At 61.5% G+C, this 22,234-nt stretch carries 22 protein-coding genes; 11 read left to right on the plus strand and 11 right to left on the minus strand.

What is annotated here, in order from left to right; all coding sequences use genetic code 11:
• Positions 1 to 8 precede the first annotated feature (8 nt).
• Entirely contained in the window at positions 9 to 1,928 is a 1,920-nt protein-coding gene (gene ilvD, locus ACIP6G_RS14280; protein ID WP_400290867.1) for a dihydroxy-acid dehydratase, read from the minus strand.
• A gap of 85 nt (positions 1,929 to 2,013) precedes the next feature.
• Between ilvD and ACIP6G_RS14285 the strand changes: the two genes are divergently transcribed.
• A complete protein-coding gene (locus tag ACIP6G_RS14285; RefSeq protein ID WP_400290869.1) occupies positions 2,014 to 2,793 on the plus strand; it encodes a helix-turn-helix transcriptional regulator in 780 nt (259 codons plus the stop codon).
• 270 nt (positions 2,794 to 3,063) lie between these two features.
• Here the strand turns inward: ACIP6G_RS14285 and ACIP6G_RS14290 are convergent, their stop codons facing one another.
• Positions 3,064 to 3,813: an alpha/beta fold hydrolase gene (locus ACIP6G_RS14290; protein WP_400290871.1), complete on the minus strand. Its 750-nt coding sequence runs from the start codon at positions 3,811 to 3,813 to the stop codon at positions 3,064 to 3,066.
• 116 nt (positions 3,814 to 3,929) lie between these two features.
• Between ACIP6G_RS14290 and ACIP6G_RS14295 the strand changes: the two genes are divergently transcribed.
• From ACIP6G_RS14295 to ACIP6G_RS14315, 5 genes are read left to right on the plus strand one after another with little or no spacing between them, the layout of a single operon-like run.
• Entirely contained in the window at positions 3,930 to 4,655 is a 726-nt protein-coding gene (locus ACIP6G_RS14295; RefSeq protein ID WP_400290873.1) for an NUDIX hydrolase, read from the plus strand.
• Between the two features lie 51 nt (positions 4,656 to 4,706).
• Positions 4,707 to 5,990, plus strand: coding sequence for a quinolinate synthase NadA (gene nadA / locus ACIP6G_RS14300; RefSeq protein ID WP_400290875.1), 1,284 nt, complete (start codon positions 4,707 to 4,709; stop codon positions 5,988 to 5,990).
• Entirely contained in the window at positions 5,987 to 7,630 is a 1,644-nt protein-coding gene (gene nadB / locus ACIP6G_RS14305; protein ID WP_400290877.1) for an L-aspartate oxidase, read from the plus strand. Before nadA ends, nadB begins: the two co-directional genes overlap by 4 nt.
• Entirely contained in the window at positions 7,627 to 8,493 is an 867-nt protein-coding gene (nadC, locus tag ACIP6G_RS14310) for a carboxylating nicotinate-nucleotide diphosphorylase (protein ID WP_400290879.1), read from the plus strand. Before nadB ends, nadC begins: the two co-directional genes overlap by 4 nt.
• Entirely contained in the window at positions 8,490 to 9,632 is a 1,143-nt protein-coding gene (locus tag ACIP6G_RS14315) for a cysteine desulfurase family protein (protein ID WP_400290882.1), read from the plus strand. Before nadC ends, ACIP6G_RS14315 begins: the two co-directional genes overlap by 4 nt.
• Positions 9,633 to 9,796: 164 nt before the next feature.
• Here the strand turns inward: ACIP6G_RS14315 and ACIP6G_RS14320 are convergent, their stop codons facing one another.
• The gene (locus tag ACIP6G_RS14320; RefSeq protein WP_400290884.1) at positions 9,797 to 10,855 is read right to left on the minus strand and encodes a hypothetical protein; all 1,059 of its coding nucleotides are present in this window, start codon (positions 10,853 to 10,855) and stop codon (positions 9,797 to 9,799) included.
• A 417-nt stretch (positions 10,856 to 11,272) separates the two neighbouring features.
• Entirely contained in the window at positions 11,273 to 12,700 is a 1,428-nt protein-coding gene (locus ACIP6G_RS14325) for a D-alanyl-D-alanine carboxypeptidase family protein (protein WP_400290885.1), read from the minus strand.
• Between the two features lie 449 nt (positions 12,701 to 13,149).
• Between ACIP6G_RS14325 and ACIP6G_RS14330 the strand changes: the two genes are divergently transcribed.
• Positions 13,150 to 13,659 carry a GNAT family N-acetyltransferase gene (locus ACIP6G_RS14330; protein ID WP_400290887.1) on the plus strand — a complete coding sequence of 170 codons (510 nt, stop codon included), beginning with the start codon at positions 13,150 to 13,152 and terminating at the stop codon, positions 13,657 to 13,659.
• Positions 13,660 to 13,940: 281 nt separating this feature from the next.
• A complete protein-coding gene (locus ACIP6G_RS14335) occupies positions 13,941 to 14,204 on the plus strand; it encodes an SRPBCC domain-containing protein (RefSeq protein WP_400290889.1) in 264 nt (87 codons plus the stop codon).
• Positions 14,205 to 14,217: 13 nt separating this feature from the next.
• On the opposite strand, the gene ACIP6G_RS14340 is transcribed toward ACIP6G_RS14335, so the two are convergent.
• The 5 genes from ACIP6G_RS14340 to ACIP6G_RS14360 form a co-directional block, all read right to left on the minus strand.
• Positions 14,218 to 14,811 (minus strand): dihydrofolate reductase family protein, encoded by a 594-nt coding sequence (locus tag ACIP6G_RS14340; RefSeq protein ID WP_400290890.1) that lies wholly within the window; start codon positions 14,809 to 14,811, stop codon positions 14,218 to 14,220.
• 109 nt (positions 14,812 to 14,920) lie between these two features.
• Positions 14,921 to 15,604: a hypothetical protein gene (locus ACIP6G_RS14345; protein WP_400290892.1), complete on the minus strand. Its 684-nt coding sequence runs from the start codon at positions 15,602 to 15,604 to the stop codon at positions 14,921 to 14,923.
• A 122-nt stretch (positions 15,605 to 15,726) separates the two neighbouring features.
• Positions 15,727 to 16,185 carry a MarR family winged helix-turn-helix transcriptional regulator gene (locus ACIP6G_RS14350; RefSeq protein ID WP_400290894.1) on the minus strand — a complete coding sequence of 153 codons (459 nt, stop codon included), beginning with the start codon at positions 16,183 to 16,185 and terminating at the stop codon, positions 15,727 to 15,729.
• Positions 16,169 to 17,302, minus strand: coding sequence for an LLM class flavin-dependent oxidoreductase (locus ACIP6G_RS14355; RefSeq protein WP_400290896.1), 1,134 nt, complete (start codon positions 17,300 to 17,302; stop codon positions 16,169 to 16,171). Before ACIP6G_RS14355 ends, ACIP6G_RS14350 begins: the two co-directional genes overlap by 17 nt.
• Before the next feature lie 185 nt (positions 17,303 to 17,487).
• Positions 17,488 to 17,721 (minus strand): hypothetical protein, encoded by a 234-nt coding sequence (locus tag ACIP6G_RS14360; RefSeq protein ID WP_400290898.1) that lies wholly within the window; start codon positions 17,719 to 17,721, stop codon positions 17,488 to 17,490.
• An 87-nt stretch (positions 17,722 to 17,808) separates the two neighbouring features.
• Between ACIP6G_RS14360 and soxR the strand changes: the two genes are divergently transcribed.
• Entirely contained in the window at positions 17,809 to 18,318 is a 510-nt protein-coding gene (gene soxR / locus ACIP6G_RS14365) for a redox-sensitive transcriptional activator SoxR (RefSeq protein ID WP_400290900.1), read from the plus strand.
• Here the strand turns inward: soxR and ACIP6G_RS14370 are convergent.
• The gene (locus ACIP6G_RS14370) at positions 18,299 to 18,976 is read right to left on the minus strand and encodes a response regulator (RefSeq protein ID WP_400290902.1); all 678 of its coding nucleotides are present in this window, start codon (positions 18,974 to 18,976) and stop codon (positions 18,299 to 18,301) included. The two genes, soxR and ACIP6G_RS14370, sit on opposite strands and share 20 nt — an antisense overlap.
• A gap of 15 nt (positions 18,977 to 18,991) precedes the next feature.
• Entirely contained in the window at positions 18,992 to 20,341 is a 1,350-nt protein-coding gene (locus ACIP6G_RS14375) for a sensor histidine kinase (RefSeq protein WP_400290905.1), read from the minus strand.
• Positions 20,342 to 20,481: 140 nt separating this feature from the next.
• Here ACIP6G_RS14375 and ACIP6G_RS14380 point away from each other — a divergent pair, with 140 nt between their 5' ends.
• Together ACIP6G_RS14380 and ACIP6G_RS14385 are read left to right on the plus strand one after the other, a co-directional pair.
• Positions 20,482 to 21,405, plus strand: coding sequence for an ATP-binding cassette domain-containing protein (locus ACIP6G_RS14380; RefSeq protein WP_400290907.1), 924 nt, complete (start codon positions 20,482 to 20,484; stop codon positions 21,403 to 21,405).
• Positions 21,402 to 22,196, plus strand: a complete 795-nt coding sequence (locus tag ACIP6G_RS14385; RefSeq protein WP_400290910.1) for a hypothetical protein — start codon at positions 21,402 to 21,404, stop codon at positions 22,194 to 22,196. Before ACIP6G_RS14380 ends, ACIP6G_RS14385 begins: the two co-directional genes overlap by 4 nt.
• Positions 22,197 to 22,234 lie beyond the last annotated feature (38 nt).

Below are 22,234 nucleotides of genomic sequence, written 5' to 3' on the forward strand. Positions count from 1 at the left end.
CCTTCTGGCTAGATTTGGGCCGCGCTTTGGGCTGCGGCTTCACGCTCATCGGCTTCGCGCATGGCACGCTCTACACGATCCACGTCGCGAACCGCACCCTTGTCAGCGGACAACGCCATGGCGGCGTAGGCCCGCAACGCAGGGGAGACCACGCGCTCGCGGCTCTTCGGGCGGTACCCGGTGGTAGCGATCAAGCGCTCGCGGCGTTCTGCCAAGACCTCGTCAGAGACGTTCAGGGTCAGCTCGCGGGTCGGGATATCGATGGAGATGGTATCGCCATCTTCCACCAGGGCGATCATGCCGCCGGACGCGGCCTCGGGGGAGACGTGCCCGATGGACAGGCCCGAGGTACCACCAGAGAAGCGGCCATCGGTGATCAGTGCGCAGGCCTTGCCCAGGCCGCGGCCCTTGAGGAACGAGGTGGGGTAGAGCATTTCCTGCATGCCCGGCCCGCCCTTGGGACCTTCGTAGCGGATGACTACTACGTCGCCTTCCTTCACCTGCTTGTTCAGGATCTTCTCGACGGCTTCATCCTGTGATTCGCAGACCACTGCTGGGCCGGAGAAGGTCCAGATCGAAGGGTCAACGCCAGCGGTCTTGACCACTGCACCGTCCACGGCGATGTTGCCGCGCAGTACGGCCAGGCCGCCGTCCTTGGAGTAGGCGTTCTCAACCGAGTGGATGCAGCCTTCTGCATCATCGGTGTCCAGCGCCGCCCACCGCTCGGACTGCGAGAAGGCGGTGGAGGAGCGCACGCCGCCCGGGGCCGCGTGCCACAGGTCAAAGGATTCCTCCTTGGCCTTGCCGCTGCGGATATCCCAGTCATCGAGCCATTCGCCCAGGGTTGCCGAGTGAACCGTGTGCACGGTTTCATCCAGCAGGCCGCCGCGGCGCAGCTCGCCGAGGATTGCGGGGATGCCACCGGCACGGTGGACATCTTCCATGTAGTAGATGGTGCCGTTGCCCGCAGCGTTGGGTGCAACCTTGGCCAGGCACGGTACACGGCGGGACACTTCATCGATCTCATCGAGGCCGAATTCCACGCCGGCCTCGCGGGCGGCGGCCAGCAGGTGCAAGATGGTGTTGGTGGAACCGCCCATGGCGATATCCAGCGCCATGGCGTTGCCGAAGGCCTTCTTGGTGGCGATGCTGCGTGGCAGCACCGTCTCGTCGTCTTCGCCGTAGTAGCGGTTGGCGATATCGACTACCAGCTTGCCGGCGTTTTCATACAGGTCCTTGCGGGCCGTGTGGGTAGCCAGGGTGGAGCCGTTGCCCGGCAGGGACAAGCCCATGGCCTCGGTCAGGCAGTTCATCGAGTTGGCGGTGAACATGCCCGAGCAGGAGCCGCAGGTCGGGCAGGCCGACTCTTCGATGCGCAGCAGGTCTGCATCCGATACGTTCTCGTTCACGGCCTCGGAGATGGCATCCACCAGGTCCAAGGTGCGCACGGTGCCATCTACCAGGGTGGCGCGGCCGGCTTCCATCGGACCACCGGAGACGAAGACCGTAGGGATGTTCAGGCGCAATGCGGCCATCAGCATGCCCGGGGTAATCTTGTCGCAGTTCGAGACGCAGATCAGTGCGTCGGCACAGTGGGCATTGACCATGTATTCCACGGAGTCGGCAATGAGGTCGCGCGATGGCAGCGAGTAGAGCATGCCTCCGTGGCCCATGGCGATGCCGTCGTCCACGGCAATGGTGTTGAATTCGCGGGGGATGCCACCGGCGGCGGTGATGGCGTCGGAGACAATGCGGCCTACCGGCTGCAGGTGGGTGTGCCCTGGAACGAATTCAGTGAAGCTGTTGGAGACAGCGATAATCGGCTTGCGCCCGAGGTCAGCGCCGTTCACGCCGGCTGCGCGGAACAGTGCGCGAGCGCCGGCCATATTGCGGCCATGGGTGACAGTGTGTGAACGAAGTGTGGTCATACCTAAAATCTCACCATATATTTGCCCTCAAACCCAGACGGTGACGATACTAGTAGTACTACTACCATGCAATGAGGTTTACCCTGTGACTCCAAGTCAAAGACGTCGCGAAGAACTCGCCGCGTTCCTCAAGGACCGCCGGGCCCGGGCTGACAGGGCTTCCCATGGATTGCCGGAGATCGGACGCAGCCGCGTGCGCGGCCTGCGCCGCGAAGAGGTCGCCACCTTGGCCGGTGTTTCTGTTACTTGGTACACCTGGCTTGAGCAGGCCCGCGACATCAATCCCTCGCGCCAGGTTCTGCAGTCCTTGGCACGGCTGTTCCGGCTCACCCCGGTGGAATCCTCGTACCTGTTTTCTCTGGCAGGGCACGGTGAGCTTGACCCGATTGGCACCGGCGGCATGACTCCAGCCCTGCAGCGTTTGCTCGATGCGTTGCAGTTCCCGGCCTTCCTGCTCTCCGCCGACTGGACCATCCTGGGCTGGAATGAGGCCTATGAACAGCTGTATCCGCGGGTGGCTTCATTGGACAGCGAAGATCGGAACCTGTTGTGGCTCGTTTTCACCGATGCGCAATTGCGTGAGATGCTCCCGGATTGGGAAGTGCAAAGCCGCGGTTTCGTGGGAAGCTTCCGTGCCGAAACGCGTGGATGGCTCAGCCCGTCGGGGGAGAGCGGCATCGTTGCGCGGGTCTCTGCGGCCTCCCCGGAATTTGCCGCGATCTGGAATGAACGCGACGTTGCAGGTTTCCGCACCGGTGAACGGGTGTTCCGGCATCCTGAATTGGGGCTGACGCGCTACGAGCAGCACAACCTGACTCCTACCGAAGCCACGGACTTGACCCTGTTGATGTACACGCCGCTTTAGCGCAGGTGGGCTCGCCGAAGTAGCGGCAGGGAATCGGAAGAGATTCGAGATCGCTAGGCTTGTACGCATCGAATCATTTAACCGCTAAGGGCCACAGCGCTGATCGGAACGTGCAGCGAACAAGAGCACTTCCATGTTCGGTTCCAGTTCGGAAATGCAATAGTCGGCGCTGAGCTGGCTAAGGCTCGTCTGGAAACCCGGACGAGCTTTAGCCCGGATAGTTGAGTAGGCTCAAGGCAGCGGAGGCATGCATTAAAGGAGTGGCCGGAGCTAAAAGCTCACGAACTCAAGCGCTCTCTCTTTGAACTCCCGGCTGGTCACAGCGTTGGCGTGATTGCGACCTGCCAGCCACAGCACTTCATTGCGTGTTCCTGCGTCCTTCAGAAGGCGACGCAAATGCGGCATGGTGGTCGCCAGATCGTCCTGGTCTCCGGCGACCAGCAAGGTTGGAACTGACGGCACCTTGGCTGCCGGATCGTAAGGCTCGGATTTGATTGCTTCTATGAGCTCAAAGAGCGCTGATAGATCATTGGACGGTTCAGCCTCGGCAATCCGCATGATGGCGGCGGTGTAGTCGTCATGGATCTTTTCGCCCGTCTCGACGTAGGCACGGGCCTGGCCCAATTCGAAGGCGGCCAGCGGATCACCGGCTCCTGGACCCCCGATGACCAAATGATTCACCAAATCCGGATTGAAAGCGGCGAACTCCCAAGCCAGCCGGGAACCCAAAGAGTAGCCGATGACGTCCACGGGACCATCATCCAGATCCATCACTATGGCAGCCAGGGCCTGGCGAATTTGGCTTGGCGCCCAGCTGCCGTCATTGCGGCGAGGATCTTCTCCATGGCCGGGCAAATCAACCAGAAGGACATCTCGTCCTGCATCAGTGAAATATTTCAGCCAACGCGAGCGGTCCCAATTCAGTTCGCCGGATGAGGCGAAGCCGTGGATGAAAAGCACGGATGGGCTTTTCACCTCAGCGTTTGCGCGAACCACTCGAAGATTCAGATCCAATGTCATGCCATTGATCATAGGCCATTCACCCTCGAAATGTGATCTGGGCTAGCGCCTGAAGAGCGTTAATGTCAGAATGACTCTAACGAATCCGAATGTGCTGAAAACGAGGCAAATAAGAAATGTCATCCGTACCGGGTTGGGCGAACGTCGACGAACGCCGCAACCTCCCGCCCGCTCTTGCGGTTTCCACTGTGATCCTGGGAATCCGTGAAGGCAAAGATGGCGGACCCGACAAGCTCTGCTTGCCAGTGGTACGCCGCATTCGCCAACCCCACACCGGAATGTGGGCGCTGCCAGGCGGACCCGTTGATCCGCGCGAATCCCTCGGCCAAGCGGCCGGGCGCAACCTTGCCGAAACCACGGGCCTGCGCCCCACCTATCTGGAACAGCTCTACACCTTCGGCGATATCGACCGCTCGCCAACCCACCGCCTAGTCACCATCGCCTACTTTGCGCTGCTGAACGCAGATCAAGTGGGCGCCACCGTCCAAGACGACAACGTGGCCTGGTTCGATATCGATGATCCGCAGATTGCCCAGATGGCTTTCGACCACCGGAAGATCTTGGACTACGCCATGTGGAGGCTGCGCAACAAAACCGAATACGGGCAGATAGCCCATCGGCTGCTCGGCGAACGCTTCACCCTGGCGGCCCTGCGCGGAGTCTATGAAGCCATCCTCGGACGCCGTCTGGACCCTGCGAACTTCCGCCGAACGCTCAAGAGCACGGCATCCATCGAGGAGACCGACGAATATCTGGCTGGCGGACAGCACCGGCCACCACGGCTATACCGCTACGTTGGCCACGGACCTGACCCGTTGGAAGTCGACCCGCTGCACGACTAGCAAGCACCATCCATACTTTTCACCGTCATCCTGCAAGAAACGGACGAACCCATGAGCACCCAAATCACTGACAACGCCAACGCCTCGGTAGCCCAGAACATCGCTCGGCTCAATCTGCTGGCTCCGGCTTCCACCTGTTCCACCGACCTGGCCTCCAACCCGTGGGACACCCCCGCAGGCTACGGGCCAGGTGCCTCCCAGGAGGATTCGGTTCCAACGGGTTACCCGGTGCAGGGTTCGATCCCGGAGGAATACCTGGAGGCCAGCGACGCTGAGCTTGATACCCGCATCTTGGCGGCCAAGGAAACCCTGGGGGACAGGGCAGTGATCCTCGGGCACTTCTACCAGCGCGATGAAGTCGTGAAGTACGCAGATTTCGTGGGTGACTCCTTCCAGCTGGCCAACGCCGCATTGACCCGCGACAAGGCCGAAGCCATCGTGTTCTGCGGGGTGCACTTCATGGCCGAAACGGCAGATATACTCAGCCGTGAGGACCAGTCGGTGATCCTTCCGAATCTTGCTGCAGGCTGCTCCATGGCGGACATGGCAGACGGTCCGAGCGTGCAACAGTGTTGGGAAGAGCTCACCGCCCTGTATGCGGATGAAGCCGATGACGGGCGGATGCCGGTCATTCCGGTGACTTACATGAACTGCTCTGCAGAGCTCAAGGCCTTTGTCGGTCGCAACGGAGGACTGGTCTGCACATCCTCCAATGCTGCAACTGTTCTTCAGTGGGCTTTCGAGCGGGGACGCCGTGTCCTGTTCTTCCCGGACCAGCACCTTGGGCGCAACACCGCCAAGGCGATGGGCATTTCCCTGGAGCAGATGCCGATGTGGACCCCGCGCAAGGAATTAGGCGGGAACGAAGCCACCACCCTGCTCGATGCCAAGGTCATTTTGTGGCACGGCTTCTGCTCCGTGCACAAGCGCTTCAACCCCGCGCAGATCGCCAAGGCGCGCGAGGATTTCCCCGGCGTGCGCGTGATTGTGCATCCCGAATGCCCCATGGAAGTTGTGGACGCGGCAGATGAAGCAGGCTCTACCGACTACATCCAAAAGGCTATTGCCGCTGCTACCGAGCCAACTGCTTTTGCCATCGGCACCGAAATCAATATGGTCAACCGCTTGGCTGCCCAGTACCCGCAGCACAACATCTTCTGCCTGGACCCGGTGATCTGCCCCTGCTCCACGATGTACCGAATCCACCCGGGCTACCTTGCCTGGGTGCTCGAAGAGCTGGTTGCCGGACGAGTGGTCAACCAGATTTCCGTGCCGAAGGAACAGCAAGGGGATGCAAAGATCGCCCTGGAGCGCATGTTAGCTGCCAAGCCATGAGCCAGGGGCAACAAGAACCGAAGAAGCTGGTGATCGTCGGCTCCGGTGTGGCCGGCCTGTGTGCTGCCTTGCAAGCCGTAGAGCTGGGCATCCAGCCGGTATTGCTGACCAAAGGCAAACTGGGGGAATCGAACTCCGAGCTCGCGCAGGGCGGGCTATCAGCTGTTACCGGAGCATCCATGGCCCAAGGCGACTCCGTGTCCAAACACGTTGCCGACACGCTCAAAGCTGGCGCTGGCCACTGCGGCGTGGGACCGGTGGAACACCTGTGTACCTCAGGCGACGAGCTAGTGCAGGCTTTGGAATCCTATGCAGTGGCCTTTGACCGCGATGCAGACGGTGCCTACCAGCTTGGCCTTGAAGCCGCGCACAGCGCGCACCGGATTCTGCATATCAACGGGGATGCCACCGGCGCTTCACTGGTGCAAACCCTGGTTGGTGCCGTGCGCCAGCAGGAGACTGCCAAGAAGCTCAGTATTATCGAGGACGCGCTTGCCACCGAACTGCAGCTGCAGGACGGAAGAGTCTCAGGGGTGCACTACTTGCGCCACGATGAAATGCAGCTGCTCTCGTCCAGCGCCGTGCTGCTGGCTACCGGCGGACTGGGCCAGTTGTACTCAGCGACCACCAATCCCCGAGGAGCAACCGCCGACGGCCTGGGACTGGCCGCCCGGGCAGGTGCTGTCATCGCGGATGCCGAATTCGTCCAGTTCCACCCAACGCTGGTTGACCCTGCCCGATATCCCGAAGCCGGAATGGTTTCCGAAGCCGTCCGTGGCGAGGGCGCCATCCTGGTCAATGACGCAGGGCAGCGGTTCATGCCTGGAATTCACCCGGATGCTGAGCTGGCACCTCGTGATGTCGTGGCCCGAGGCATCCATGAGCAGATCCAAGCCGGGCACCATGTGTACCTTGATGCGCGGGCCGTGGAAGAAACGCGCGGCGCAGGATTCCTCGCTCGCCGTTTCCCATCCATCACCGCCAAGCTCGCGAATTGCACCGCGGGCGGCTCCGGCCTGGACATGGCTCATGACCTGATTCCGGTGGTAGCGGCCCAGCACTACTTCATGGGCGGGATCTACACCGACACGTCAGGACGAACTTCTGTCCCCGGTCTTTATGCGGCCGGCGAATGCGCCAACACGACAGTTCACGGCGCCAACCGCCTAGCCAGCAATTCGTTGCTGGAGGCCATGGTTTTTGCGCGGAACGCGGTTGCCGCCATGGCCGGTGAAGCTTCCGACACCGGGTGCGATATCAGCGGGCTGGTGGTCCAGGAGATCAGCGCGCCAAGCCCGGAAGCACCTCTGGATCTTGAACAGTTGCAAACGGCAGCCAGCAGCAAACTTGGTGTCTACCGCACCGGCGTGCAGCTCGAAGAAATGGTCCAGCTGCTAGCAACGAGCGCGCCTGTAGCTGCCACTGCCCGCGAGCAATCGGAACTGCGCAACCTGTGGACCACCGCACGGATCATCGCCGCAGGTTCCATGGCACGCACCAAAAGCCTGGGTGCGCACCATCGCTTGGATTCAACGGAATTCACCAGCAGCCAGCCAGATGAGGGTGTGCGCTATGGCTGGACTCTGCACCCAAGCGAGCTGGACAATGAAAATCTTTTGAGCAAGGAATTGAACGCGTGAACACTTCGACCCATCCGGTACCGAACGCCGCCATGGACCGCATCATCGAGCTGGCGCTCGCCGAGGACAATCCGCGCGGCGACATCACCGCGCTGACTATTGTTCCCGAAGGTGCGACAGCGACTGCTGTGGTGCAGGCCCGCCAGCCAGGCGTACTCTCCGGAGGTGCGGTATTCACCCGGACAATGCAGCTAGTGGATCTGCAGCTGGAGGTGGAACAGCTGATTGCCGACGGAGACACGTTTGCCGCCGGTGACAGCCTGATCAAGGTCACCGGGCCGGCGGCGAGCTTGCTGACCGCTGAACGCGTGGGGCTCAATCTCCTGCAGCGCATGAGTGCCATCGCCACGGCGACCGCTGAGCTCGTCGGCCTGGTTGCGCATACCAAAGCCCGCATTGTCGATACCCGGAAAACTACGCCAGGCCTTCGCGTCCTTGAACGCTACGCAGTGCGCTGCGGTGGGGGAGTCAACCACCGTGACAACCTGTCGGATGCTTTCATGGCCAAGGACAACCACCTGGCTTTGTTGGATAACGGAGAGCAGCTTACGGCGGCTTTGAAATCCGTACGTGCGCGGCTGGGGCACACCACGTCGATGGAAGTTGAAGTGGATTCGATTGCGCAGATTCCAGCAGTGCTCGCCGCCGGCGTGGATATCATCATGCTGGATAACTTCGATCCGGCGGACATTCCCGCAGCCATTGAACTGATCAACGGGCAAGCGGTGGTCGAAGCCAGCGGAAATATCAACGCCGCAACAGTCGTGGCTGTCGCTGAAGCTGGTGTTGATGTCATTTCCTCGGGGGCCATCACGCATTCGGTGAAAGCGATTGACCTTGGACTGGATATGGTTATTGCATGATCTACATGGATGCCGCATCCACTGCGCCGCCTCGCCAAGATGTACTCGACATGCTCAATCCGTTGCTGACCAAAGATTTCGGCAATCCGGCATCATTGCATGAAGCAGGCCAGCAGGCCAAGCGGGCTAACGACTGGGCAAGAACCCAGGTGGCTAGCCAGCTGGGCGTGGCAGCTGAGGAAGTCTATTTCACTTCCGGCGGCACCGAGGGGGCCAATGCTGCCGTGATCGGGGCGGCCTTGGCCAACCCCCGCGGACGCGTGGTGGTCTCCAGTTCCATTGAGCATCCAGCGGTACTGGAAGCCTGCAAGTACCTTGTTGAATTCCACGGATTCGAACACCGCATCATCCCGGTATCGGCCACGGGGCTGGTCGATCTGGATGCGGCCGGCCAGCTGATCGATGCAGCTGTTGCCGTGGTTTCGGTGATGGCAGTGAACAATGAAGTCGGCACCATTCAACCGGTAGTGCAGGTTGCCCAACTGGCCCGCAACGCTGGGGCGATCATGCATACGGACGCCGTGCAGGGCGCCGGCTGGATTGACCTCAAGCCGTTGTGCGCCGCTGTGGACGCATTGAGCATTTCCGGGCACAAGCTCGGCAGCCTCAAGGGCAGCGGAGCACTGTACCTGTCCGCCACGCATCGCTTTGTGCCGCTGCTGCACGGTGGCGGACAGCAGGGCGGAATGCGTTCGGGAACCGAGAACCCGGCCGCTGCCGTGGGCATAGCTGTGGCATTGCAGGCAGCGACCGCACAGCGCGAAGCAGGACTGGGCGCGAGCTTTGGCCCGTACTTGGTTGAACGGATTCTCAAGGAGCTCAATGCCAAGCATCCGGGCAGCGTCCAGCTGACTGGGGATCCGGAACATCGTGTTGGAGGCATAGTCTCCTTCGTTTTCCCGAAGACCGCAGGCGAAACTGTGCTGATTGAATTGGCCCGCAGGGGAGTCCTGTGCTCTTCAGGTTCTGCTTGCGCAGCGGGCTCGACCGATCCTTCGGCGGTGCTCACTGCGATGGGCTATGAAGAAGAACTGGCTCATACTGCTGTCCGTCTTTCGTTCACGCGCACCGCGAAAGAAAATGAGATCAGCCAGGTGGCCTCGGCTGTAGTTTCCTGCGTCTCCGGGCTCTTGAAGTAGCCAATTCGATAATCTCTGCAGGCTCGATTAATTCTGCGAGCCGCAGCAAATATGCCGCGAGTTCTCTTCGCATATGGTCGTGCATTAGTGCTTCGGGAACGGAATATTCCCCAAAATCTGTGAAGGCAAGTTCCAACTAATGGGGAATATCCGAGTTCGCCTGATTAGCAGTCGTCTGTCTCTGGCTGATCGCCGGTGGCAGCTGCGGGTAGTGCCCGGTGGCGTTCGGCGCGCTTCAATCCTGCCATTCGTCCGCTAGCGGCACCGGCCAGTGAAGAGCCGAGATTCTTCGCTTTGGATACGCCAGCTGATGCCCCGGACAGGCTGCCTTTCACCAAGTTGCTATCGCGCACGGAACCCGCCACCTTTTGTGCCTTGTCGAGGGCGGACGCGCCTGCTGAGGTCAGTGTCGTGGAAAGGCCGTGTTCAGCCTCGGCCGCGTCCAAATCATGCAGCGCAGCCAAGTACTCTGCCGCGTCAACCAGCGGTGGCGGGAGTTCGCGCAGATGCTGCTTGAGCCTACTGGACTGCACCTTGAGCGTGACAAAAGTCAGCCCACCGGAGACCACCCCGCCAACGACGGGAACAATCTTGCTGACACTCTTGGCGAAGCTTTGCTTGGTGACATTGACGCCAATCAACTTCAGCGTTTGTTTCATCGGACCGTACCATGCTGTTTTGGTTAGAGCCTGTTTCGCGAGATTCTTCTGGATAGCCGGTCCAGCTACCTGGGAAGCAAACCGGCCGACCGTGGTAGACGCACCGCTGACTCCCATCATCACGCCGAGGAAACCGGCGAGTTTTCCCAGTGTTTCATCGTCGATGTGTTCCACGTCGTCCAGGAAGGATTGCCAGCCGTAGGTGTAGGCGATCTTCTGCATGACCCTGAATGCATGGATGTAGAACTGGGTGATGTCCGCCGGGATCGTACCGAACATGAAAAGCCCGCCAGGCAATCCACTGGCAAATGACAAGGCAGTGGACTTGCGAGTTTCGAAATCAATGGAATTGGAAGCAATATCGTCAAGGATCTCTGGCCCGATCCCCGCTGCGGCTGGGTTGGTCGAGACTGCGCGTTCTATCTGCTCGCGGCTCAAGCCCCTCTTGTGGAGCTCTGCAGTGAGAAAGTGCTCGCGGTCGATTTTCACACCCCTGAGCCGGATAACTTTCTTGAGGAAAACGGTAGCGAATTGCTCGGCATCCAGATTTTGATCCTTGAGCATGCTGGCAAGGGTCTCGTCAGCTTCTGGACCAGACTGCGTAGCACTTGGATCAGCAATGCCTAGCTCGGCCTCCTGCTGGCTGGCAAGATCCGGCTTCTCATTCGTATTCTCCTGCAATCTATTTCCCCCAAATGTATGTGCTGGAAACCAGCGGTGCGAAGTGTAGGCGAGTCGCTCACAGCTTATCCAATACGCGCCAGAAAGCAGGATCCTAGGGGAACCATGAAGCGGCGAAACCACCTGCGAATTGGTGATCAGTGAACCTGCCGTTGTTCGACACAACAGATGGAGGCCCGCACTTAGAAGTGGGGTTGCTGCACCGCAGCCCAAGAAAACGGTAAAAGAGAAATAGACGATTCATTCGAAAATGAATCGTCTATCTCTCAATCTGCGGATGCGCTGGTGTGGTCCAACCAGCTAGCGCAAGTACGTGCCGGAGACCCAGCCGTTCTTCCCGGCATACTTCACCGGGTACCAGCCGGACTTCTTCGAGCCGCGGATGGTCACCGTCTTTCCCTTGGGAATAGTGAGGATGACACGCTTGCCTGTTCCCGTGCCACTGCGCATGTTCAGGTTCGCGATGGTCTTCTTAGACGAGGACTTTGAGCTCTTGGGATTGGTGGTCTTCGGTGCAGTCCCGGAGGAGGAGAAATTGCTCAGGTAGGTGCCCGAGACCCAGCCATTCTTCCCTGCGTACTTCACCGGGTACCAACCGGACTTCTTTGCGCCGCGAATGGCGACCTTCTTGCCATTCGGAATAGTCAGCACGACGCGATGGCTGGTGCCTGCCCCGGCACGCATATTCAAGTTCGCAGTGGTCTTGGCAGACTTGGCATTGCTGGTGCTCTTCTCAGGCGAGCTCTTCTTCGAATCCTTCTTCGGTGCTGCCGGCATCGAGATGTTCTTCAGGTACTTGCCCGATACCCAACCGGTTTTCGAGCTGTAGCGAATCTGGTACCAACCGGACTTCTTGGATCCGGTCAGTTGGACGCTCTTGCCTTTCGGGATGGTCAGCAACAGCCGGTTTCCGGCGCCTGCCCCGGTGCGCATATTCAGATTCGCGGTGGTCCGCGCTGTGCCCTTGGTCTGCTTGGGAGTGCTCTTGGCTTTCTTGCCAGAAACCCCATAGTAGGCTTCGAGGCTCTTGGCGCCGGAGTTCTTCACGCTCTTGGCCAAGGAGGTACCCAGGTAGCGGAAGTGCCACGGCTCGTAGGAGTAGCCCGTGACGGATTCCTGGCCCTTCTGGTAGCGCATGATGAAGCCGTACTTGTGTGCGTTCTTGCCGACCCACTTGCCCACAGGAGTGTTGGCGAAGCAGGCCTGCAAACCGCAAGCGCCGTTGGCATTTCCCACGTCAATGGCCAGGCCAGTCTGGTGCTCGCTGGTGCCCGGTACAGCGGAGATGCGTGAAGCGTAGCTCTTGCCATAGATGCGGGTGTAGTAGTTGAACAGCTCAGCCTGGCGGTTGTATGAACGATAACCGCTGACAGCCCGGATCTTGACACCGTCCTTCGCAGCTGCCTTGGCCATCTTGGTGTAGGCCTTGGCCGCCGAGGACTTCAGCCGGACGTTGGTGCCCTTGACCGCTACCGTCTTCGGTGCGTACTTAACGGGACTGAGCGGGTACTTCTTGTTGACGAAGACGTCATCCTTGCTCGGATTGCGCTGGATTTTCTTGGCGGCAATCTGCAGTCCGCTATCAACTGCCAGTGCCTGAGCCTGTACCGCTGAAGTTGCTGGAGCAGGGGCTGTGGCTAGTGCCGGGGTTGCCGGAAGCACTGTTGCAAGCAGTGCGGCCGACAGGACGGCAGCCATTGAAGTCTTGAACGCCCGAGGCAGTTTCATGGAACTCTCCGATAGAGGTGACAAGCGATGCGACCATCATTCCATCATCTATCCATGACTCGTTCAAGACGTTACTGCAAACGTTAGAGAAGGAATGGTCTCGTTGGGCCAATCTTTTGAATCAACTAGCGCGGCAGTTCCGCCCTTGGCGCCAGAGGCCGGCAACCAGTGGCTGCTGGCGGTGCGGATATGGATAAACGGCCTCCCACTTGAGGCACCGCAAGTATTCCATGGGCCGTGGCCGCAGGGTCTTCGCCACTGGGTTTTCCAGTCGGCCAGGCGTGCCGCAAGGAGCGCGGCCTGGGAAAATGCTCGCTGAACTTTGCTTGCAAGAAGTCGCAATCCTCACGCCAGCCGCCTGGACAATGCCCCGTTCCTGGAGTCAAGTTGGTGGAAGAACGCGAAGGGCCAATTTTTCTAGCTCGGCGAGATTTGGTAGGTTTGCGTGCATGCGTATCCGTCCAGAAGTCTTCGATGACCGAGCTGCGGTGTATGCAATAACCCATGCTGCGTTCTCCGGCATCGATCCGATGGTTGAGCCTGAGGAAGTCGGACTGCTGCAGCGTCTATTCGACTGCGACCAGTACGATAACCGTTTCTCAATCGTTGCCCTGGATGACACAACGGTCATTGGGCACGTCATCGCTACATGGGGCGAAGTGGACGGGGAACCGTTGCTGGGACTTGGCCCGCTAGCTGTCGCCCCGGAATACCAGCACCGAGGTGTCGGGTCGATCCTGATGCAAGAAATTCACGACAAGGCCGAGCAGGAAAGCATCAGCGGTATCGTTCTGCTGGGCGCCCCTGGCTACTACCGCCGCTTCGGCTACGAAGCGGCGCAAGGTCGCGGGATCCTGCCTACGCGCACCTCATGGGGCGAGCACTTCATGGTGCGGGTCTTCGACGATAACCGCCTGCCGCGCGGCAACTACCGCTATGCCAAGCCGTTTGGCGTCTAAGCGCCAATTTTCGCTGGGAATTTTCCCATATCTATTGTCACTAGTGCTCTTCGGGCGTAAACCTGTCTTATGGAACCACATGAAGAGCTTCGCGAACTGTCCTTCACCGTGTCGGGAATCATTTCCAAATCGATCAGGCAAGTATACGAAGCTGTGGCTGATCCAGAACAGCTTTCCCATTACTTCACTACCGGCGGAGCATCCGTGCACATGGAAAACGGTGCCACCGTGACCTGGGACTTCCATGATTTCCCCGGCCCGTTCCCGTCAAGATCGTGGAAGTGGAAGAGCCAAAGCGTATTGTCCTGCAATGGGGCGGCCAGCAATCCACTGCTGCCGATGGCATGAATACCGTGACGTTCGAATTCGCTTCACTGGAAGACAGCACCCGAACCAAGGTGACCATCAGCGAGGCCAGCTGGGTGGCGACCTCCGAAGGAGCCAAGGCTGCCTTTGGGAATTGCGAGGGCTGGACTGGGATGCTGGCCGCGATGAAGGCGTGGCTGGAATACGGGATCAACCTCCGCGAGGGGTTCTACAAATAGCCGGGATCGGCAGCTAGCGGCGGCGCTGGTAGTAGACGTGCGTGGCAAGCGTCGTTTCGCGCCGTGACACGCGGTCCATATGCGTTTCTATATCTTCAACGCTGATCGGTTCGCCATGCCCGAGGCGGATGGGCGCGATATGCAGCCGCAGCTCGTCAATGAGGCCGGCTCGCAAGAACTGCACAACGGTGTTTGCTCCACCGGCGATGGCCACTGGATTCTCTCCCGCCGCTTCCTGGGCTTCGGCGAGGGCTTCCTCGATCCCATCGGGGACGAATTGGAAGCTGGTCCCGCCCTCCAGGCAGAGCATCGGCTTCGGATGGTGGCTGAGCACGAAGACCGGGGCATGGTACGGAGGGGTCTCTCCCCACCACCCGATCCAGTCGGCGTTTTCCTCACCGGCTGGAGGGCCGAACATCTTGCTCCCCATGATGAAAGCCGAGGCTTCGGTAATAGCGGAAATTTCCGCTTGGTTCTCTTCGAGGCGCTCGAACTGCCAGCGGTGCAGGGCTTCGGCTCCCTCGCCCAGCGGATTATCCATGCTCTGATGGGGTCCAGCGCAGAATCCGTCCAGGGAGACGGTGACATCGCAAACTACCGAGCCCATGGCAAATGCCTCGATTCAACCTACATGCCGGCGGGAGAGTGGCTACTCCTACAATGAACCTGCCCGGAGGCAGAATCAAGCCCAAGTCCGGGACAATGCACCCGGACGCCTAGCTCTCCACGTCTTTTGGCGCACCGGCAACATTCCACAGCGACAAGTGGTATTTCCGGATCAGCGCTGCTTCCAGGAGCAGGGCCGCCTTGCGGTGGATGCAGGTGACCCACCGGCCTTCAAGGTTCAAGCGGTCAATGGCCAGGCGTGCCACTTGCTGGATTGAGCGGGATTCACCGCGGTCCGCCTCGATTGCCAGGTCCCGCAGCCACTGGGGATCCGCTAGTCCTTCGTCAAAAGCGTATTTGCCCATGCCGGAGGTCGCGCCCTTGCCGCTGGAATAGATCTTCAGTCTTCCGCGAAGTCCCTTTCCGCTGCGTTCGCCAGCCTGGCCCACGTAGATTGGCTCATGTTCCGAGGCGCCCGCGCGGCGGAACATGTAGACACCCGGGGCCACTGGCGCCGAGTCGGCGGTGGCTTCAAAGGAATCCCACGGCGACCAATCCAGGGATTCAATGACCTGGTCGTCAATGGGAGTGAGGGAAATTTCCAGCCCCGGCGCGCCGGCGAACTGAAGCTGGGTCTGCAAGGAGGCGGAGACATGCCAATTGCCACCTGGCTGAGGCGGCTTCTGGATGGCGCCCTTGGGACGATGCTGGCGCAGATAGCTGCGCAACTCCTTGGTTTCTACGCCAAGGGTGCTGGCAGCTTCTTCCAAGCTGAATAGCTTTTCGTCCTTCAAGAGTGTTCTGCCTTCTGTGCGCCGTGATTGAACAGTTGATGCTGAATCAATTTAATCCCATGGAATGCCCGGGAGCCCGGAAGGAGCTGCCTATGGCATGTCCTTCCGGGCTGGGGCAAACGCTACTGCACCGCTTCACGCAGTTTGGTGCTCAAGCGTTCCAACTCATGGAATTCTTCTTCGGTCAGTGCGGTGCCCAGCAAATTGTGCAGATGCTTGACGTGCTCCCTTCCGATTTCCTGCTGGAGCTTGCGGCCTGCCTCGGTCAGCGAGAGCTGCATGGCACGGTGGTCATCCGGGTCGGCCTCGCGAACTACCAGCCCCTGGTCTTCCAATCGGGCGACCATGCGGCTGAGGCTGGGCTGCGAAATCAGCAACTGCTTGTTCAGGTCTACCATCCGGCTTTTGCCGCCGGGGCAGGTGCGCAAGTTGAACAGCACGTCGTACTCGCGCATGGACAGCTTGCCGAACTCCGGCATTGCGGTGATCTGGCGCATGACCGCCACCTGTGCCCGGAAAAGAGCCTCCCAGGCATCGGTGGCGACCTTCAATGAGGCTGCTGGATTACTGGTCCCGGTCACTTGCTACAGGCTCCTTGGTGTTTGCTTGCTCAGCTTCCAGTTTAGCGTCGCGAGCAGCAACCAATCCCGCATGGGTAGGATCCGGGGTAAGGTCCTTCGGTGCCCGGGAATCCATTTCCTTGCGCAGTTCAGGCAGCACGTACTCGCCGAACAGGTCCAGCTGGTTCAGCACGGTCTTCAGCGGCAGGCCGGCATGGTCGATGAGGAACAGCTGTCGCTGGTAGCTGCCGAAGTACTCCTGGAAGGACAGCGTCTTCTCCAGCACCTGCTGCGGGGAGCCAACGGTCAGCGGGGTCTGGGAGGTGAAGTCTTCCAACGACGGGCCATGGCCGTAGACCGGGGCGTTATCGAAGTACGGGCGGAATTCCTTGACTGCCTGCTGGGAATCCTTGGCCATGTAGAACTGGCCGCCCAGGCCAACCACGGCCTGGTCGGCGCGTCCGTGCCCATAGTGCTCGTAGCGCTCGCGGTACAGGTTGATCAGCTGCTGGTAGTGCTCCTTTGGCCAGAAGATGTTGTTGGCGAAGAAGCCGTCACCGTAGTACGCGGCGATTTCTGCTACCTGCGGGGTGCGGATCGAGCCGTGCCAGACGAATGGTGCCACGTCATCGAGCGGGCGCGGGGTGGAGGTGAAGTTCTGCAGCGGGGTGCGGAACTTGCCTTCCCAGTTCACCACGTCCTCATCCCACAGGCGGCGCAGCAGGTGGTAGTTCTCCACGGTCAGGTTGACCGAGTCCTGCATGTTCTTGCCGAACCATGGGTAGACCGGCCCTGTGTTGCCGCGGCCCAGAACCAGGTCCACTCGGCCATCTGCCAGGTGCTGGAGCATGGCGAAGTCCTCGGCGATCTTCACCGGGTCATTGGTGGTGATCAGCGTGGTCGTGGTGGAAAGGATGATGCGCTCGGTCTGGGCGGCAATGTAGGCCAGTGTGGTGGTAGGGGAGGAGGAGAAGAACGGGCGGTTGTGGTGCTCGCCGATGGCGTAGACGTCCATGCCGATTTCTTCGACCTTCTTGGCGATCGCCACCGATGCGTCGATGCGCTCTTTTTCGGTAGGGATGCGGCCGGTAGTCGGGTCGCGGGTGATGTCGCTGACTGAGAATACTCCGAATTGCATGTCCACTCCTGTTTTCCTGGTGCAAGCGTTATGTCCTGCCACCAATTTATATGCGTATGCATGTAATAACAAGTTGATGCGTCAAATATTCCCGGGCCCCTCGGAGATCTTTCTTCCTGGGGTGCACCGTCCGGCGGGTGCCCGTCACACTGCCGGCAACGTGCAATGAGTCAATGGGCAATAAGTCAACGGCGGGTGGGGATGAAACCTGCACCCCAGAACAAGTTGCCTTGCTCGTGGGCCGGTTCCAAAGAGGGCTGCCCTGGCGCGCACCGGCAATTGCGCCTGTGCTTGCGCAACTGGCGCAAAGCCCGTCGCAGCTGGCGCGCGGTCAGCGCGGATCCGGTATCCGTACCGGATTGCTGTTCCTGGATGCGAGCGAACAGGATGGTGCATGGCGGAATCTGGGTTGCGTTCATGAGTTGGCCTTTCGTAGAAGTTCATAAGACAGCCAACAGGCTCCAGCTAACTTGAGGTCAAGCGGCCGGACCTGAATAATTTCTCATATGACATCCTCCAGCCAGTCCGCAGTTCCAACAAGGAAAAGCCAATTAGGCATCGGGGATCTCGCTCGGCGCGCGGGAGTATCAGTGGCCGCGATCAGGTACTACGAGTCGCGGAACCTGATTTTCTCCACGCGGACCAACGGGAACATGCGCGTGTTCCCCAAGCACACGCTGCGCAGGCTGGCGATTATCGCTGCTGGCCAGCGCGTGGGCCTGACCCTGGCTGAAATCGCCGGCACGTTGGGCGAGCTGCCCGAGGACCGGGCGCCACGGCAGAACGAATGGGAACAGCTCAGCACGCATTGGAAGAAGATCATCGATCGCCGCATGCTGCAGCTCGAATCGCTGCGGGATTCGCTGGATGGATGCATCGGCTGCGGATGCCTGTCGATCAAGAATTGCTCGCTGGTCAACCCCGGAGACGAGGCCGCCGCGGAAGGCGAAGGCTCTCGCTGGATCCGCAAACTCGATGCGAACTCCAACCACGGGGTTACCGGCGCCGTGGAGTGACGATTCCGCCCTGATAGGCAATCAGGGCGGCCTCCACGCGGTTGCGGGCACCGAGCTTGAGCAGGATCGCGGTCATATGCCCCTTGACTGTCGCCTCGGTGAGCACCAGCCGGGCGGCAATCTCCGCGTTGGACAGGCTCTGGCCCACCAGCGCCAAGACCTCGCGTTCGCGCACGGTCAAGCCGTGGACCAGGGACCGGGCCCGGGACTGCGCGGCGGTGTCGATCCCGCGCACCTTGTCGATCACCCTCCGGGCAATGCGCGGGGAGAGCGCCGCTGCGCCTTCGGCCACCGCATGGATGGCGCCGAGCAGTTCCTCGGGTCCCGAGCTCTTGAGCATGAATCCGCAGGCTCCGCCGGAGATGGCCCGGTCGATGTATTCCTCCTCGCCGAAGGTGGTCAGGACCAGCACCTTGGTTTCCGGAGCCTGGCCCAGGATTGCTTCCATGGCTCCCAGTCCGTCGAGCTGCGGCATGCGGATATCCATCAGGATCACTGAGGGGTCCAGGCGCGCGGCCAGCTCGATGGCGCGCACCCCGTTCTCCGCTTCCCCGGCAATGAGGATGCCCGGGTCGCTGGACAGGATTGCGCGCAGTCCGGCGCGGATCAGCGCATCGTCATCCACCAGCAGGACGCTGACGGGGGTATCCATGCTCATCTGCAGTTCCTTTGGCTAGCCGGCGGGGTAGAGGTGGTCGGTGGAAACCAGTACGTTTTCGGTGAAGCACAGGCGGAACATCTCGCTGCCCAGATCCAGCAGCCCGGTCCGGGCCGCATAGTAGCGGCACTGCGCATCCCCTGGCGGTGCCGGCTCGTCGATCACGGGAAGCGGCTCATCCAGGCCCGGGGCGTGGACCAGCGAAGCAACCTGCCGTGCGTCCATGCCCACCGAAAGCTTCTGGAAGTCCGAGGGGTGCAGGGCGGTGGCCTGGTAGGTGGCATGCTGCAACAGCAGCAGGGCCGCGGCAATCACCGTGACGGCGAGGACCGGCATCAGCACCAGCATCGAGGTGCTCGTGCGCTTCACCGGCGGCTGCACCCCGGCAGACGCCGGGTGCGGGGATGCCTGGGCAATGGAAGCGCACAGTTCGAAACGCTCCCTGGTGCGGTGCACCGCCAGCGAGCCTCCGGCAGCTTCGAGGGTGCCGCGCAGCGAAGCTATCCCGGTGGCCCCAACCCGGCTGGGAGGCAGGGGGCCATGCAGCGGATTGGAAATGCTCAGCACCGCCTGCTCCGAGCGCGTATCGAGATCGAGGTCCACCTCGGCGTGCGGCGCGTACTTCGCCGCATTGGTCAACGCCTCCTGGGCCACCTGGCGCAGCACCGCGGCCCACCGGATGGATCCGGGGGCCTGGAGCGAGGGGCCCTTCCGGGAGAAATTGATCGTCATGCCCTTGGCCCGGGCCTGTTCGACCAGCTGCTCCAGCGATGAACCTGCCGGGCCCAGCGGCGCTTGTTCGCCGTCCTCGTGCAGCACCCCGATGATCTGGTGCAGATGCTCGATGGACTCATCGGCCTGCTCGCGGATCCGCTTAGCCTGTTCGTAGGCCGGCGTGCCCTGTTCCAAGGACACCTGCAGCCCGCCGGTGGACAGCGCCAGCAGCGCCAGATCGTGGCCCAGCTGGTCATGCATGGCTTCGGCAATGCGCGCCCTTTCCCGCAGCTCGGCTTGCACCACCACATGCCGGCGCTCCTGGCTGCGGAACAGCACCGCATTGCGCCGCGCCCGGCCCGCCCACCAGGGCAGCAACGCGAAAAGCACCAGGCCGGTAAGGATATTCAGTGCGAAGGCCAGGAGGCTCAGGTGCGAGGACCATGCCAGCGTCACCCCGGAGGCCAGCGTCCCTGCCCCGAGGGCCAGCAATCCATGGGCCAGCGCGGACACATGCCGTCCGGCCAGGTAGCTGCAGGCCGCGGCCAGGGGAGCGAGCACAACCCAAGCCCCGTTCGTGGAGATGGGAACCAGATAGGCGCACAGGGCCAGCAGCAGCAACAGGACCGGCTGCTTCCACGAGGTAGTCATGATCAACATGCTACGCAGAATCGGCGCAGCCAGACACCGACCAAGGTAGGGGTTCGGGGCCGCGCGTTGGCCGACTTCCAGCCGGTGCGCGGCGGCCCGGGCGAATCCTAGGGTTGAGCGCAGAACCAAAGGAGCACACCATGATCGCACTTGAAGCGCTGAGCAAGGACTTCGGCGCCACCCGCGCAGTCAATGCGCTGACCGCCACCATAGAACCCGGGCAGGTGACCGGATTCCTCGGACCCAACGGGGCCGGCAAATCGACCACCATGCGGATGATCCTCGGACTGGACGCGCCAAGCAGCGGGCGGGCACTGGTCAACTCGGTTCCCTACGCGCAGCTGCGCTACCCGCTGCAGGTTCTCGGAGCGCACATCTGCGGCACGGCGGGGCATCCGGGGCACACCCCGCGCACCTTCCTCGGATCCCTGGCGCAAAGCAACCGGATCCCGGGAACCCGGGTGGATGAGGTACTGGCCGACGTCGGGCTGCAGTCCGTGGGCACCCAGCGGATCGGCGGATTCTCGCTGGGCATGCGCCAGCGCCTGGGCATTGCCGCGGCGCTGCTGGGCGATCCGCAGATCCTGGTCCTGGACGAGCCGATGAACGGGCTGGACGCCGAAGGGATCGTCTGGATCAGGCAGCTGCTGCGCGCCCGGGCGGATCGCGGCGGGACCGTCTTCGTCTCCAGCCACCTGATGAGCGAGGTGCAGCAGGTCGCGGACCAGCTGATCCTGATCGGCCGTGGAGAGCTGATCGCCCAAGCCCCCACCAGGGAGCTGATCAGGCAATTCACCCAGCAGGTCATTACGGTGCGCTCGCCGCAGCTCGCGGCGCTCGCCGGGCTCCTGCAGCAACCGGGCATCGAGCTGAATGCTGCCGAAGACCGGCTGGAGGTCATCGGCCTGCCGCTGGAAAATATCGGCGCGCTGGCCTTCGCCCATGGCATCGAGCTGCATGAACTGAGCGTTGCCCACGGATCGCTGGAAAACGCCTACAACCAATTGATGCATGGCATGGTGGAGTACTCCGCCGAATCAGCTAGGGGAGCGGGAAGCAAATGAGCACGCTGCAGATCAAAGAATCCGCATCCGGATACCTGGGCGCAGAGCTGCTGGCGGCGGCCCGCGCCGAGGCCGCTAAATTCTTCGGGCTGCGGTCGCTGCTCTGGCTTTATGGCTCGGGAATCACGCTGGTCATCGCCTTGGGGTGGCTGCTGGGTGCCAGCGCGAAAGCCAGCGGGGACAATGGCTTCGACACGGCGATGCCCGCCCCGCTGATGGTCTTCGCAACCCTGCAATTCGGCCAGCTGTTCTTCGCTGCCGCCGCGGCCCTGCACATCACCAGCGAGTACTCCAGCGGCACCATCACCACCTCCTTGCAAGCGGTACCGCGCCGCGGGCTGCTGCTGGCAGCGAAGGCGCTGCTGCTCTCCGGGCTCGGTTTCGCTGCCGGGGTGGCCGTAATCGGCGTGGGCACCATCCCGGCAGCGCTCAGCGCGGGGCCGTACGGTACCTTCACCTTCTCCGACCTGGTTTCGGCTTGCCTGGGCGCCGGAACCTACCTGGCGCTGCTGAGCTTGATGGTGCTCGGGCTCGGGCTGCTGTGCCGGAACTCGGCCGGGGCGATCGTCTCGGCGATCATGCTGGTGACCGGGCTGCCGCAGATCCTGCAGCTGATTCCCTTCTCATGGGTGCAGACGGTGGCCGACTACCTGCCCAGCAATGCGGCGACGTTCATGGCCACCGGCGCCACCGAACCCTATGGGCCGACGGTGGCGCTGCTGGTGCTGGCAGGCTGGGCCGTGGCCCTGCTCGGAGCCGGATATGTTTCGCTGAAGCGGCGCGACGCCTAGCCGCAGGCAGCGCGCAGCGGGGTATCGGGCATGATGCC

Source organism: Glutamicibacter sp. NPDC088483 (assembly GCF_044753145.1).
In the GTDB taxonomy this organism is placed as follows: domain Bacteria; phylum Actinomycetota; class Actinomycetes; order Actinomycetales; family Micrococcaceae; genus Glutamicibacter.